This is a genomic window from Mesorhizobium sp. 113-3-9, assembly GCF_016756515.1.
Taxonomy (GTDB): Bacteria; Pseudomonadota; Alphaproteobacteria; order Rhizobiales; family Rhizobiaceae; genus Mesorhizobium.
Window position 1 is genome coordinate 2,362,238 of record NZ_AP023246.1, and the last position, 14,565, is coordinate 2,376,802.

Below are 14,565 nucleotides of genomic sequence, written 5' to 3' on the forward strand. Positions count from 1 at the left end.
TCCGCCAGCAAGAGCGGGGTCAACAGTGAGGCGTAATCGTGCCGGACAAACCGGGTCGGAATGCGATTGAAGTAGTAAACGTCAGTAAAATTTTCGGATCGGGTGAGGGGCAGGTCGCTGCCCTCGACAAGGTCTCGGTGTCCATTCGCGAGAACGAGTTTTTCACGCTGCTGGGACCTTCCGGCTGCGGCAAGACCACCCTTTTGCGGCTGATCGCCGGCTTCGACTTTCCAACCGCCGGTGAAATCCTGCTCTACGGCCAGGACATCGCGCCGCTGCCGCCGTTCAAGCGGCCGGTCAACACCGTCTTCCAGTCCTATGCGCTGTTCCCGCACATGACCGTGGCCGACAATATCGGGTTTGGCCTGGAGATGCTGGGCAAGCCCAAGGCCGAGATCAAGGCGCGCGTCGCCGAGATGCTGAAGCTGGTCAAGATGGAAGCGCTGGCGGGCCGCCGCACGGCCCAGATTTCCGGTGGCCAGCAGCAGCGCGTGGCGCTGGCACGGGCGCTCGCGCCGCAGCCGAAAGTGCTGTTGCTCGACGAACCGCTCTCTGCGCTCGATTACAAGCTGCGCAAGGAGATGCAGATCGAGTTGAAGCGGCTGCAGCACGAAACCGGCATCACCTTCATCTTCGTCACCCATGACCAGGAAGAAGCGCTGACCATGTCGGACCGCATCGCGGTGATGTCGTCGGGCAAGATCCTGCAAGTCGGCTCGCCCTGGGACATCTACGACAAGCCGGCGGAACGCTTTGTCGCCGACTTCATCGGCGAGACCAATTTCCTCACCGCCGCCATATCGGGCGCCGGCAATGGCAAGGCGCGCGCGACGCTAAAATCCGGCACGACCATCGAGGCCACTGTTGCCGAAGGGTTCCAGCCGAAGGACAACGCCACCGTGGTGGTGCGGCCCGAGCACGCCAAGCTGACCAAGGACAAGGGCGACCTGTCGGGCACGGTCGAAAACATCGTCTATTTCGGTACCGACACGCATATCCATGTCCAACTCGACAGCGGCGAAGCCTTCACCGTGCGCCAGCAGAATACGCGCAGCGCAGGCTGCGGTTTCGAACGCGGCGACAAGGTCGGCGTCCTGATCGGCAACGACGCCGCGCAAGTGCTGAGGGACTGATGGCCACCGCGGAAGAAGTCGCCAAGGCCGCCGAACGGCGCGATGTCCGTGACCGCTGGCTTTTGTCGGCGCCGGCGCTGCTGGTCATCCTGCTCGCCGCCACCGGCCCGTTGCTTATCGTGCTCGTCTATTCGTTCCTGACGCCCGGCGCCTATGGCGACGTGAAATGGCAGTTCTCGTCCGACGCATGGACATCGGTGTTCCTGGAACGCGATATTTTCGACGACACGCTTTCGCTCGCGGCGGCGCATGTCACCATCTTCTGGCGCTCGATCAAGCTTGCGGTGGTAACGACGCTGGCGACCTTGGCGCTCGGGTTCCCGACCGCCTATTTCATGGCCACGCGCAGCGAAAAGACCCGTGACCTCTGGCTGTTCCTGATCACCATCCCGTTCTGGACCAACCTGCTGATCCGTACCTTCGCCGTGCTGCAGATCATCCGCAACGAAGGCATCATCAACACCATCCTTTTGAAGCTCGGCATCATCTCGGCGCCGATCCAGATCCTCTACACCGACACCGCGATCCTGATCGGCATGGCCTATGTCTACCTGCCGCTGATGGTGCTGCCGATTTACGCCAGCATGGAGAAGCTCGACTTTCGCCTGGTCGAGGCGGGCTATGATCTCTACGCGACACGCTTCAAGGTGCTGCGGAAGATCATTTTCCCGCTGGTCAAACCCGGCGTCATCGCCGGCTCCATCCTTGTCTTCATTCCAGCCCTCGGCGCCTATGTGACGCCAAGCGTGCTTGGCGGCGGCAAGAACATGATGCTGTCCAACCTGATCGAATTGCAGTTCGGGCAGGGCCGCAACTGGCCGCTTGGCTCGGCGCTGTCGATCACGGTGATGATCATCGTCATGGTGGCGCTGCTCGCCTATGTGCGCAATGCCGGCAAGTCAGGGGTGCGTCATGGCTAGCAACTTCTCCATCAAGCACCAGCCTGGCTTCACCGCGATCGCGGCAACCTGTTTCGTCGTGCTCTATCTGCCGATCATCGTGCTGGTCGTCTACGCCTTCAACGCGGCGAGTTCGACATCCGAATGGGGCGGTTTCTCGATGAGATGGTTCCAGTCGGCATACCAGAACACGCAGGTCATCGACGCGACGCTGCGCTCGTTCCAGATCGGCGCCATCGCGGCGGTGCTGTCGACGATCTTCGCCACCATGGCTGCGCTCGCCACCACGCGTACCGCCTCCTATCCCGGCCTTACCTTCAAATACGCGGCGATCAACCAGCCGCTGATGGTGCCCGAGATCGTCACCGGCGTTGCGCTGCTGATCTTCTTCTCGCGCATCAAGATCTTCACCGGCTATTCCGGCCTCGGCTACCTGATCGCCGCGCATACGGCGTTCTGCATCCCGTTCGCCTACCTACCGATCCGGGCGCGGCTGGAGAACATGGACCTGACGCTGGAGCGTGCCGCGGCCGATCTCTACGCAACGCCGTGGAAGACCTTCCGCCGCATCACGCTGCCGCTTCTGTGGCCGGGCATCCTGGCCGGCCTGATGCTGGCCTTCGTCATCTCGCTCGACGATGTCGTCATCACCGAATTCGTCAAATCGGGCGGCCAGGACACGCTGCCCACCTACATGCTTGGCCAGATCCGCCGTGGTGTTACACCCGAGATCAACGCGATATCGACCGCTTTCCTGCTGCTTTCGGTCGCGATCGTCACGTTGTTTTTCTTTGTCAGCAGGAAACGAGACTGAACCTGAAATGGGAGATAGAACGATGAACTGGAAGACCACAGCGACCGCCATGGGGTTGGCGCTGCTCGCTTCGACGGGCCTCGCCCACGCCGACGGCGTGCTCAACATCTACAATTGGGGCAACTATACCAGCCCCGACGTGATCAAGAAGTTCGAGGACAAATACAACATCAAGGTGACCATCACCGACTACGATTCCAATGACACCGCGCTCGCCAAGGTCCGGCAGGGCGGCACCGGCTTCGACATCGCCGTGCCCTCGCAGACCTACGTGCCGATCTGGATCAAGGAAGGTCTCCTGCTCGAGACCGATCCGGGCAAGATGGAGAATTTCAAGAACGTCGCTCCGGAATGGGCCAATCCCGAGTTCGATCCGGGCCGCAAATATTCCGTGCCGTGGGCCTGGGGCACGATCGGCGTCGTCGTCAACACCGATGCCTACAAGGGGCCGGCCAACACGTGGGGTATCGTCTTCAACACGCCGGACGAGCTGAAAGGCAAGGTCAACGTCGTTCCCGAGATGGGTGACGTGATCTTCGCGGCGATCAAATATGTCGGCGGCGAGCAGTGCACGGACGACAAGGCGGTGCTGAAGAAGGTGCGCGACCTCTTGGTGGCGGCCAAGCCGAACTGGATCGCGATGGAATACAACACCATCGAGAAGATGGGTGCCGGCGACTTCAAGGCGACCAGCGACTGGAACGGCTCGGCATTGCGTCAGCGCCTGGCCAACCCGGCCATCCACTACAACTATCCGAAGGAAGGCTTTGGCCTGTGGAGCGACAACGTCGTCGTTCTCAAGGAAGCCAAGAACGTCGAGAACGCCAAGCTGTTCCAGAACTTCATCATGGATCCGGAAAACGCGGCGGGCCTCTCGGCCTTCCACCGCTATGCCAACGCCATCACCGGTTCGGACAAGTACATGCCGGCCGACATGAAGGACGCGCCGGAAGTCGTCATTCCGGCCGACGCCAAGCCGCATGGCGAGTTCCAGAAGATGTGCGCGCCGGAAACGCAGGAGCTCTACACCAAGATCTGGACCGAACTGCAGAAGTAATCGCTGCGTGAGAGACCCGGCGGTACACGCCGGGTCTCTATCTTTTCCGGGAATGGCCTTTCATGGACTCCTATCGCAACAGCGATCCGCGGCCGCCGATCATGCAGGGCTCGCCGCCCGCCATGGTCCCTCCGAAGCTCGACTGGGACCGGCCGTCGTGGAACCGCTGGGCGTTCCAGCACATCAGGGAAATTCTGCCGACAGCCGAAGTCTGGCGCGGCAACGGCCATCGCCATCGCCTCGAACGCGCCGAGGTCGATCTTGACGGGCTGGCGGTCGAGGACAGCGAGGGCAAGCCGACAACCCTCGCCGGGTTGTTGGACGAGACCTACACGGATGGCTTCCTCGTGCTCAAGGACGGCAAGATAGCCTATGAGCGCTATTTCAACGGCATGGACGAGCGCACGCTGCATCTGTCGCAGTCGATGGCCAAGTCCGTCACCGGCTCGGTGTTCGGCATATTGGCTGGACGCGGCCTGATCGATCCGGCCAGGCCGGTCACCGACTATCTACCTGAACTCGGCGCCACCGGCTGGGCCGGGGCCAGCGTCCAGCATGTGCTCGACATGACGACGGGCGTGCGTTTTTCCGAGGAATATACCGACCGCTATTCCGATATCGGCCAGGTCGACGTCGCCACCGGATGGAAGCCGGTGCCGCCAGGCAGCGATCCGGATTTCCGCTGGCCCTCGCACATGTTCGAGCTGATCCTGGGCCTGAAGGACACGGTCCGCCCGCATGGCGCTGCATTTGAATACCGCTCGATCGAGACCGACGTGCTCGCCTTCATCATGGAGCGCGTGACCGGCAAGCGGCTGGCGCAGCTGGTTTCGGAAGAACTCTGGCAAAAGCTCGGTGCCGATGAAAGCGCCTGCTTCACCGTCGACAGTGCCGGTTATGCGCTGGCCGATGGCGGCTTCAATGCGACGCTGCGCGACTATGCCCGCTTCGGCCAGATGATCCTCGACAATGGCGGCGGCATCGTGCCGGCCGGCTGGATCGAGGCGACACGCAACGGCGAGCACGGGCCGGATTTCTCCACCAGCCTGCCGGAAGGCAGCTATCGCAACCAGTTCTGGATCGAGGATGCCAGCTCGCGCGCACTGATGTGCCGGGGTGTGTTCGGGCAAATGATCCATATGGACTGGAACACAGGAATGGTCGTGGTGAAGCTTTCGACCTGGCCGGATTTCAGCAATCTCGGCTATTCCACAGCGACGCTGAAGGCGGTGCACGCCATCGCCGCCGCGCTGATCTGAGCCCCCACAAGAAACGACCTGGAAGGAAACGCCATGACCGGCAAGACCGCGTTCGAGACCCGCTACGGCTTTCGCCGCAACGAGGTGCTGCTTTCCAACTGGCGCGTGAACCCGTTCAATCGATGGTCGTTCCAGAATCTGGGCGAACTGGTGCCGACAGCGCGCGTGACCGCTACATCGGGTAGTGCCGAGGCGCCCGCGCGGGATTTCGGTGGCTTGCTTGGTGAAAAGGTTTCGGTTGCCAGCGCTCCGGAGACGGTGGCGGAATTCCTGGTGCGCTCCAGCACCGATGCGCTGACGGTGATGAAGGGCGGCAAGGTGATCGGCGACTGGTTCGCGCCGCATATGGATTTTGGTGCCCGCCACATCATCTTCTCGATCAGCAAGTCGGTCACCGCCATCATCGCCGGCATATTGGAAGGCGAGGGCGTGTTCGATCCGGAAGCGCCGGTGACGACCTACATCCCCGAAGCCGCCGGCTCGGCCTATGGCGATGCGAGTTGCCGGCATGTGCTCGACATGAGCGTCAGCCTCGATTTCGAGGAAGCCTATCTTGATCCGGAAAGCGCTTTCGCGCGCTACCGCCGCGCCACGCTGTGGAATCCGGGCGGCGGCACGGAAAGCCTGCGCCAATTCATCCTGACCCTGCAGCGCCTGGCCGAGCCGCATGGCCAGACATTCCGCTATCGCTCGCCCAATTCAGACCTGCTCGGCCTGTTGCTGGAGCGGGCTTCCGGCCAGCGCTTCACCGACCTGATGCGCGAGAAGCTGTGGCTGCCGCTTGGCGCCGTCAGCGAAGCCTCGATCGGCGTCGACATGGAAGGCACGGCGCGCACCGCCGGCGGCATTTCGGTGACGCCGCGCGACCTGGCGCGCATCGGCGAAATGATGCGGCAAGGGGGCACCGCCAATGGACGCCGCATCGTGTCAGAGGCCTGGGTGCGCGACACGACAAGCACCGGCGGCAGTGCGGAAGCCTGGCAGCGCGGCGCGATGCTGCCGCTGTTTCCCAAGGGCCGTTATCGCAACAAATGGTACCAGACCGGACATGAGAACGGTGCCTATTGCGGCATCGGCATCCATGGCCAGTGGCTTTATGTCGATCCCAGCACCGAAGTGGTGATCTCCAAGATGTCGTCGCAACCGGAGCCGGTCGACGACCCGCTGGATCTTGAACTCGTCGCGTTTTTCGAAGCGTTGAGCCGGATGGTCTAAGCGGCTCCGCAGCCACATTAGCGCGCGCTTTCCTGTGGACCGCCGGGCTGATGGAGGCGCGGCGGTTGGCGGACCGGATGTCTGCGCCTATGGTCGCCGCTCTTTTCGACAAGAGTGGGAATGACATGGCATCCGACATCAAGCGCATCGCAGCCATCATCGCGGCCGAGATCGCTGCCCGGCCCGAACAGGCGGCAGCGGCGATCGAACTGCTCGACGAGGGCGCGACGGTGCCGTTCGTGGCACGTTACCGCAAGGAGGTGACCGGCGGGCTTGACGATACGCAATTGCGCGACCTTGCCGAGCGGCTCGCCTATCTGCGTGAGCTCGACGCCCGCCGCGACACCATCCTTGGCTCGATCCGCGAACAGGGCAAGCTGACGCAGGAGCTTGAGACCAAGATTGCCGCCGCCGCTACCAAGGCGGAGCTGGAAGACATCTATCTGCCCTACAAGCCCAAGCGCCGTACCAAGGCCGAGATCGCCAGGGAGCGCGGGTTGGGGCCGCTGGCGGAGGCCATTCTTGCGGACCGTTCACTGGTGCCCGCCGAACTGGCGCTGGCCTATGTCACCGAGGAGGTGGCCGACGCCAAGGCGGCCCTTGAGGGCGCGCGCGATATTCTCTCTGAACAATTCGCCGAGAATGCCGACCTGGTCGGCAAGCTGCGTACCTACATGAAGGAACGCGCTTTCATGCGCGCCAAAGTGGTCGACGGCAAGCAGGAGGCCGGGGCGAAATTCTCGGACTATTTCGACCATGTCGAGCGCTGGGCAAATGTGCCGAGCCACCGTGCACTGGCCATGTTGCGCGGCCGCAACGAAGAGGTGCTGTCGCTCGACATCGAGGTCGACGCCGACGACACTTCGCCGGTGAAGCCGGTCGAGCGGATGATCGCCAACGCCTATGCCATCGGCGCCAGCCTGCCGGGCGACCGCTGGCTGATGGACGTCGCCGGCTGGACCTGGCGGATAAAACTGTCGCTGCACCTGACACTCGACCTGATGCGCGATCTGCGCGAACGGGCCGAGGAAGAGGCGATCCATGTCTTCGCCCGCAATCTGAAGGACTTGCTGCTCGCCGCGCCCGCCGGGTCGCGTGCCACGATGGGCCTTGACCCCGGCATCCGGACCGGCGTCAAGGTTGCCGTGGTCGACGGCACCGGCAAGGTGCTGACAACGACGACGGTCTATCCGTTCCCGCCGAAGAACGATGTGCGCGGCACGCAGGCCGAACTCGCCAAACTCATCCGACTGCACAAGGTCGAGCTGATTTCCATTGGCAACGGTACCGGCAGCCGCGAGACGGAAAAGCTGGTGGCGGACATGCTGTCCGACATGCCTTCCGATGGCGGACCCAAGCCGCTCAAGGTCATCGTCAGCGAGGCGGGCGCCTCGGTCTACTCGGCGTCGGCAACGGCGGCGGCGGAATTCCCCGGTCTGGACGTATCGCTGCGCGGCGCGGTGTCGATCGCGCGGCGCTTGCAGGATCCGCTCGCCGAACTGGTCAAGATCGAACCGAAGTCGATCGGCGTCGGCCAGTATCAGCATGACGTCGACCAGTATCGGCTCGGCCGCTCGCTGGAGGCGGTGGTCGAGGACGCGGTCAACGCCGTCGGCGTCGATCTCAACACCGCTTCGGCGCCATTGCTGGCGCGCGTTTCGGGCCTTGGCGCGTCGCTCGCCGACGCCATCGTCGCGCATCGCGACGCCACCGGGCCGTTTGCCAGCCGCAAGGACCTTCTCAAGGTGCCACGGCTTGGGCCGCGCGCGTTCGAGCAATCCGCCGGCTTCCTGCGCATTGCCAATGGCAGCGAGCCGCTCGATGCCTCGTCGGTCCACCCGGAAGCCTACGGGGTCGCCAAGAAGATCGTCGCCGCCTGCGGCCGCGATGTGCGTTCGCTGATGGGCGACAGCGCCGCGCTCAAGGCGCTCGACCCGCGCGTCTTCGTCGACGAGCGTTTCGGCCTGCCGACGGTGCGCGACATTCTTGCCGAGCTGGAAAAGCCTGGCCGCGACCCGCGCCCCGGCTTCAAGACGGCGACCTTTGCCGACGGCATTGATGACATCAAGGATCTGAAGCCCGGCATGCTGCTGGAAGGCACCGTCACCAATGTCGCGGCCTTCGGCGCCTTTGTCGATATCGGGGTGCACCAGGACGGCCTGGTGCATGTCTCGCAACTGGCCGACCGTTTCATCAAGGACGCGCATGAGGTGGTCAAGGCGGGCGACGTGGTGAAGGTGCGCGTCGTCGATGTCGATATCAAGCGCAAGCGCATCGCGCTTTCCATGCGCAAGGACGGCGGTGAGGGGGCGTCAAAAGGTGGGCCGCGCGACAATGGCGGCGGCAGGCCGGCGCCACGTGGCCCGGCACCGCAGCGCCAGCCGGAGCGGCCGGCCCAGCAAGGCGCGTTTGGTGCTGCGTTGGCGGATGCGCTTAAGCGGAAGTAGCTACCACGCCAGAACAGTCGGCTCCTTCTCGACCTGGCTCAGCAGCCAGTCGCGAAAACTGGCGACGGGCGGATGGCCGCGCTTGTCGTGCGGGACGACGAGATAATAGGCGCTGCGGCTTTGCATGGGCTGGCCGGGCGCCGGCACAAGCTGGCCGCGCTGCAATTCGCCTGCGATGAGGAGCAGCGGCAGGAGCGCGACGCCAAGCCCTTCCATGCAGGCCTGGGCGGCGGTGCCGAACTGCTCGAACTGCATGCCGGGCCCGGTCGGCGCGCTCAGGCCCTGATGCTCGAACCATTCGGTCCAGGCACCGGGACGCGTTGCCATATGCAGCAAGGGCAGGCGGCCGATATCAGCAGGCGTGGCGATGGCGCGGCCGGCGAGGAATTCGGGCGACACCACCGGCGCCACCGTTTCGCGCACCAGGAGGGTCGAGTCGGCGTCCGGCCAATCGGGCAGGCCATAGTGGATGGCGGCGTCCAGCCTCTCCCTGGCGAAGTCGAAACGGCCGACGCGGGTGACGAAGTTGATGGTGATGTCGGGGTTGTTCTCGACGAAATCGGGGATCATCGGCATCAGCCAGCGCGTGCCGAAGGTCGGCAGAATGGCGAGGTTCAAGATGCCACTATGCCGATTGCTCATCAATCCAAGGGCTGCGTCGCGCAGCTGGCCAAGTGCCGAACGCACCGCTTCGGCGTAGATTTCGCCCGCCGTTGACAACCGGACATTGCGGCTGTCGCGCTCGAACAGCCGGCGGCCAAACTGATCCTCCAACAGCTTGATCTGCCGGCTTACAGCGCCCTGAGTCAAATCCAGCTCCTGGGCAGCGGCGGTAAAAGACCCAAGCCGCGCCACCGCTTCGAAGGCAGCGAGGGCGCTGATGTTAGGCAGGAGGCGGCGCTGGACACTCATGATCCATTCCTAACGCTCATTGATTGGTGAAGCAATTTCGTTTGATTTTTTCAAGCCCCGGGTCGATAAGCCGGACCAAGATTTTGCTTCACGCATGCCGTTGTTGCCAAGGATCCTGAACTCCTTCGCCGGCATGCATAGAGTCCGGGAGAGAGCCATGGCCGCCGACAAGAATACCTTCGTCTGGGAAGATCCGTTCCTGATCGAGGACCAGCTTTCCGAAGATGAGCGCATGGTGCGCGATGGTGCAGCGGCTTTTGCCGCCGACAAGCTCGCGCCGCGCATCGAGGACGCCTATCTCAACGAGACCTTCGACACCGCCATCTTTCGCGAGATGGGCGCTGCCGGCCTGCTCGGCATCAACATCCCGGAAGAGTTCGGCGGGCTCGGCGCCAACTATGTGACCTACGGGCTGGTCGCGCGGGAAGTCGAACGTGTCGATTCCGGCTATCGCTCGATGATGTCGGTGCAGTCGTCGCTGGTGATGTATCCGATCTACGCCTATGGCTCGGACGAACAGCGCAAGAGGTACCTGCCCAAGCTCGCCAGCGGCGAGTGGATCGGCTGCTTCGGCCTGACCGAGCCGGATGCCGGCTCCGATCCGGGCGGCATGAAGACGCGCGCCGAGAAGACCGCTAACGGCTACAAGCTCTCCGGCTCCAAGATGTGGATTTCCAACGCGCCGGTCGCCGACGTGTTCGTCGTCTGGGCGAAGCTGAAGGGCGAGAACGGCAAGGACGAGATCCGCGGTTTCGTGCTGGAAAAGGGCATGAGGGGGCTGTCTGCGCCGAAGATCGGCGGGAAGCTGTCGCTGCGGGCGTCGATCACCGGCGAGGTGGTGATGGAAGGCGTCGAGGTCGGCGAAGACGCGCTGCTGCCCAACGCCAAGGGCCTGGGCGGCCCGTTCGGCTGCCTCAACCGGGCTCGTTATGGCATTTCCTGGGGCTCGATGGGGGCGGCGGAAGATTGCTGGCATCGCGCCCGCCAGTATGGCCTTGACCGCAAGCAGTTCGGCAAGCCGCTGGCCGGCACGCAGCTTTACCAGAAGAAGCTCGCCGACATGCAGACCGAGATCGCGCTCGGGCTGCAGGCATCCTTGCGCGTCGGACGGCTGCTCGACGAAGGCAAGATGGCGCCGGAGATGATCTCGATCGTCAAGCGCAACAATTGCGGCAAGGCGCTCGACATCGCCCGCCAGGCCCGCGACATGCATGGCGGCAACGGCATCCAGATCGGCTACCACGTCATGCGCCACGCGCAGAACCTGGAGACCGTCAACACCTATGAGGGCACGCACGACGTGCATGCGCTGATCCTGGGGCGGGCCCAGACCGGGATACAGGCGTTCTTTTGAGCGACTTTAAGCCGGCAACCGGTTCTTTAATTTAGGTGCAGCGCAACATCCGCTTGGAGAATGGCGGCCAGATGTGTCAGGGTTCGGCTGAATAAACGCCGATCTCCGGGGCCCCATGGCAATTCTGGCAGCCGTCTACCACCTGACCCACTACAAATATGACCGGCCGGTGGTTCTCGGGCCCCAGATCATCAGGCTGCAGCCGGCACCGCATTCCCGTACCAAGGTCTTGAGCCACTCGCTCAAGGTCGAGCCGGCGAACCATTTCGTCAATTTGCAGCAGGATCCCTACGGCAACTTCCTTGCCCGCTTCGTCTTTCCCGAGCCGGTGAGCGAGCTCAAGATCGAGGTCGACCTCGTCGCCGACATGACGGTCTACAATCCGTTCGATTTCTTCGTCGAACCGTCGGCCGAGACATTCCCGTTCGAATACCCGGAGGAGATCAGGGATGACCTCGCTATCTACCGGACGCCGGAACCGGCGGGGCCGCTGCTTTCGGCTTTCCTGAAAACCGTTGACACCACCCAGAAGAACACGGTCAATTCCCTTGTCGACCTGAATGCCCGGTTGCAACGTGAGATCGCCTATATCGTGCGCATGGAGACCGGCGTGTTCTCGCCGGAGGAAACGCTGGCCGCCGGCAAGGGATCGTGCCGGGACTCTAGCTGGTTGCTGGTGCAGATCCTGCGCAATCTCGGCATCGCCGCGCGCTTCGTGTCGGGCTATCTGATCCAGCTCAAACCCGACCTCATCGCGCTCGATGGGCCGGCCGGCACATCAGTCGACTTCACGGATCTGCATGCCTGGTGCGAGGTCTATCTTCCCGGCGCCGGCTGGATCGGCTTCGATCCGACCTCCGGCCTGCTCACCGGCGAGAGCCATGTGCCGCTCGCCGCGACACCGCATTTCCGCAATGCGGCCCCCATTTCCGGCATGGCGAGCTTTGCCAATGTCGAATTCGGCTTCGACATGCGGGTCGACCGCATCGCCGAGCATCCGCGCATCACCAAGCCGTTCTCGGATGAAAGCTGGCGGGCGCTCGACGCGCTCGGCAACAGGGTCGATGCCGCACTTGGCGAAGGCGATGTGCGGCTGACGATGGGCGGCGAGCCGACCTTCGTGTCGATCGATGATTTCGAGTCGGCCGAATGGAACACCGCCGCCGTCGGGCCGACCAAGCGTGAAAAGGCCGATGCACTGATCCGTCGGCTGCGCGAACGTTTCGCGCCGGGCGGCTTCCTCCATTACGGCCAGGGCAAATGGTATCCCGGTGAAAGCCTGCCGCGCTGGACCTTTTCGCTCTACTGGCGTGCCGATGGCGAGCCTGTGTGGAGCGACCCGTCGCTGATCGCGCGCGAAAAGAGTTCGGCCGATATCGGCCCGAAACAGGCCGAAAGCCTTCTCACCGCGATCGCCGGTGAACTCGGCATCGACACGTCGATGGTCAGCGAAGCTTATGAGGACCCGGCCGAGTGGCTGCTCAAGGAAGGCAAGCTGCCGGAGAATGTCGATCCGTCCAATTCCAAGCTGGAGGATCCGGAAGAGCGCAGCCGCATGGCCAAAGTGTTCGAGCGCGGGCTGACCAAGCCGTCCGGCTATGTGCTGCCGGTGCAGCGCTGGAACAGCCAGGCATCCGGGCCACGCTGGCGTTCGGAAAAATGGAAGACGCGACGCGGGCGGCTGTTCCTGGTGCCTGGCGATTCACCGGTCGGTTATCGCTTGCCGCTCGGCACGCTGCCTTATGTGCCACCGGCGCAATTCCCCTATATCGTGCCCGTCGATCCGTCGCTGCCGCGCGGAGCGCTGCCCGCGCGTGAAGCCATCTTGCCCTCCGCCGCGCCTGCCGAACTTGAAGGCGCCGACGAGATGGCGCGCCGGCAGCAGGCGGTGTCGTTCACCGCGGCGACCGGCCAGCAGGACCGGGTCGAACAGGAGATCACCGAGATTGGTGGCGCAGTGCGCACCGCGCTCTCGGTCGAGCCGCGCGATGGACGGCTCTGCGTGTTCATGCCGCCGGTTGAAGCACTGGAGGACTATCTCGAACTGGTCGCGGCCGCCGAGAACGCTGCGCGAGCCATCGGCCTTCCCGTCCACATCGAGGGCTATGGCCCGCCGCATGATCCGCGCCTCAATGTCATCCGCGTCGCGCCCGATCCCGGCGTCATCGAGGTCAACATCCATCCGGCTTCCAACTGGCAGGATTGCGTGGCGACGACGACGGCAATCTATGAGGAAGCGCGGCTGACGCGGCTTGGCGCCGACAAATTCATGATCGACGGCCGCCACACGGGCACTGGCGGTGGCAATCATGTCGTCGTCGGCGGCGCGACACCAAACGACAGCCCGTTCCTGCGCCGGCCCGATCTGTTGAAGAGCCTGGTGCTGCAATGGCAGCGGCATCCGTCGCTGTCCTACCTGTTTTCGGGCCTGTTCATCGGCCCGACCAGCCAGGCGCCGCGCTTCGACGAGGCGCGCCACGATTCGCTCTACGAACTCGAAATCGCCATGGCGCAGGTGCCGCATCCCGACCAGGGCGCGGCACCCCTGCCGTGGCTGGTCGACCGGCTGTTCCGCAACCTGTTGACGGACGTGACCGGCAACACGCATCGCTCGGAAATCTGCATCGACAAGCTGTTTTCGCCGGATGGGCCGACCGGCCGGCTCGGCCTGGTCGAGTTCCGCGGCTTCGAAATGCCGCCCAACGCGCGCATGAGCCTTGCGCAGCAGCTTCTGGTCCGTGCCATCATCGCCCGTGCATGGAAGAACCCGCTCGACGGCCGTTTCGTGCGCTGGGGCACTTCGCTGCATGACCGCTTCATGCTGCCGCATCATGTCTGGGCTGATTTTCTCGACGTGCTCGACGATCTCAAGCTCAACGGTTTCGAATTCCGGCCTGAATGGTTCGACGCCCAGCTCGAATTCCGTTTTCCCTTCTGCGGCGAGGTGCGGCATGCCGGCATCAAGCTGGAACTGCGGCAGGCGCTGGAGCCGTGGCACGTCATGGGCGAGCAGGGCGCGATCGGCGGAACCGTGCGCTTTGTCGATTCCTCGGTCGAACGGCTGCAGGTCAAGACCGAAGGGCTCAATCCGGAACGCCATGCAATCGTCTGCAACGGCCGCATCGTGCCGATGAAGGTGACGGACAATCGCGAGGTGGCGGTGGCGGGCGTGCGCTTCAAGGCCTGGCAGCCGGCGTCCGGCCTGCATCCGGCGCTGCCGGTCAACACGCCGCTGGTGTTCGACATCTACGACCGCTGGTCGGGCAGGGCGGTCGGCGGCTGCGTCTACCATGTCGCGCATCCCGGCGGGCGCAACTACGATACGTTCCCGGTCAACGGCAACGAGGCGGAAGCGCGGCGGCTCGCCCGCTTCGAACCGCGCGGCCACACGCCATCAGGCTATGTGCTGCGCGAAGAACAACCGGCGGAAGATTTCCCGATGACCCTTGACCTTCGGCGTCCACCCAGACTGTGA

At 63.8% G+C, this 14,565-nt stretch carries 10 protein-coding genes; 9 read left to right on the forward strand and 1 reads right to left on the reverse strand.

Features of this window, described 5'->3' with window-relative positions; translation table 11 throughout:
• The first annotated feature begins 38 nt into the window (after positions 1-38).
• The 7 genes from MesoLj_RS11425 to MesoLj_RS11455 all read left to right on the forward strand — a co-directional run bounded on the left by MesoLj_RS11425 (position 39) and on the right by MesoLj_RS11455 (position 8,824).
• Positions 39-1,133, forward strand: coding sequence for an ABC transporter ATP-binding protein (locus MesoLj_RS11425; RefSeq protein ID WP_140771687.1), 1,095 nt, complete (start codon positions 39-41; stop codon positions 1,131-1,133).
• Positions 1,133-2,053: an ABC transporter permease gene (locus MesoLj_RS11430; protein WP_140771685.1), complete on the forward strand. Its 921-nt coding sequence runs from the start codon at positions 1,133-1,135 to the stop codon at positions 2,051-2,053. The genes MesoLj_RS11425 and MesoLj_RS11430 overlap by 1 nt, the downstream gene beginning before the upstream one ends.
• Complete coding sequence (locus MesoLj_RS11435) at positions 2,046-2,846, forward strand: ABC transporter permease (RefSeq protein ID WP_140771683.1); 801 nt, start codon at positions 2,046-2,048, stop codon at positions 2,844-2,846. Before MesoLj_RS11430 ends, MesoLj_RS11435 begins: the two co-directional genes overlap by 8 nt.
• Before the next feature lie 22 nt (positions 2,847-2,868).
• Positions 2,869-3,903 carry an ABC transporter substrate-binding protein gene (locus MesoLj_RS11440; RefSeq protein ID WP_140771681.1) on the forward strand — a complete coding sequence of 345 codons (1,035 nt, stop codon included), beginning with the start codon at positions 2,869-2,871 and terminating at the stop codon, positions 3,901-3,903.
• Between the two features lie 62 nt (positions 3,904-3,965).
• Positions 3,966-5,162: a serine hydrolase domain-containing protein gene (locus MesoLj_RS11445; RefSeq protein WP_202326045.1), complete on the forward strand. Its 1,197-nt coding sequence runs from the start codon at positions 3,966-3,968 to the stop codon at positions 5,160-5,162.
• A 33-nt stretch (positions 5,163-5,195) separates the two neighbouring features.
• Positions 5,196-6,377 (forward strand): serine hydrolase domain-containing protein, encoded by a 1,182-nt coding sequence (locus MesoLj_RS11450; protein WP_202326046.1) that lies wholly within the window; start codon positions 5,196-5,198, stop codon positions 6,375-6,377.
• Between the two features lie 125 nt (positions 6,378-6,502).
• The gene (locus tag MesoLj_RS11455; protein WP_202327251.1) at positions 6,503-8,824 is read left to right on the forward strand and encodes a Tex family protein; all 2,322 of its coding nucleotides are present in this window, start codon (positions 6,503-6,505) and stop codon (positions 8,822-8,824) included.
• Here the strand turns inward: MesoLj_RS11455 and MesoLj_RS11460 are convergent, their stop codons facing one another.
• Entirely contained in the window at positions 8,825-9,736 is a 912-nt protein-coding gene (locus MesoLj_RS11460) for a LysR family transcriptional regulator (RefSeq protein ID WP_140771673.1), read from the reverse strand.
• Positions 9,737-9,893: 157 nt separating this feature from the next.
• Here MesoLj_RS11460 and MesoLj_RS11465 point away from each other — a divergent pair, with 157 nt between their 5' ends.
• Complete coding sequence (locus tag MesoLj_RS11465) at positions 9,894-11,090, forward strand: acyl-CoA dehydrogenase (RefSeq protein WP_202326047.1); 1,197 nt, start codon at positions 9,894-9,896, stop codon at positions 11,088-11,090.
• Between the two features lie 115 nt (positions 11,091-11,205).
• A complete protein-coding gene (locus tag MesoLj_RS11470; RefSeq protein ID WP_202326048.1) occupies positions 11,206-14,565 on the forward strand; it encodes a transglutaminase family protein in 3,360 nt (1,119 codons plus the stop codon).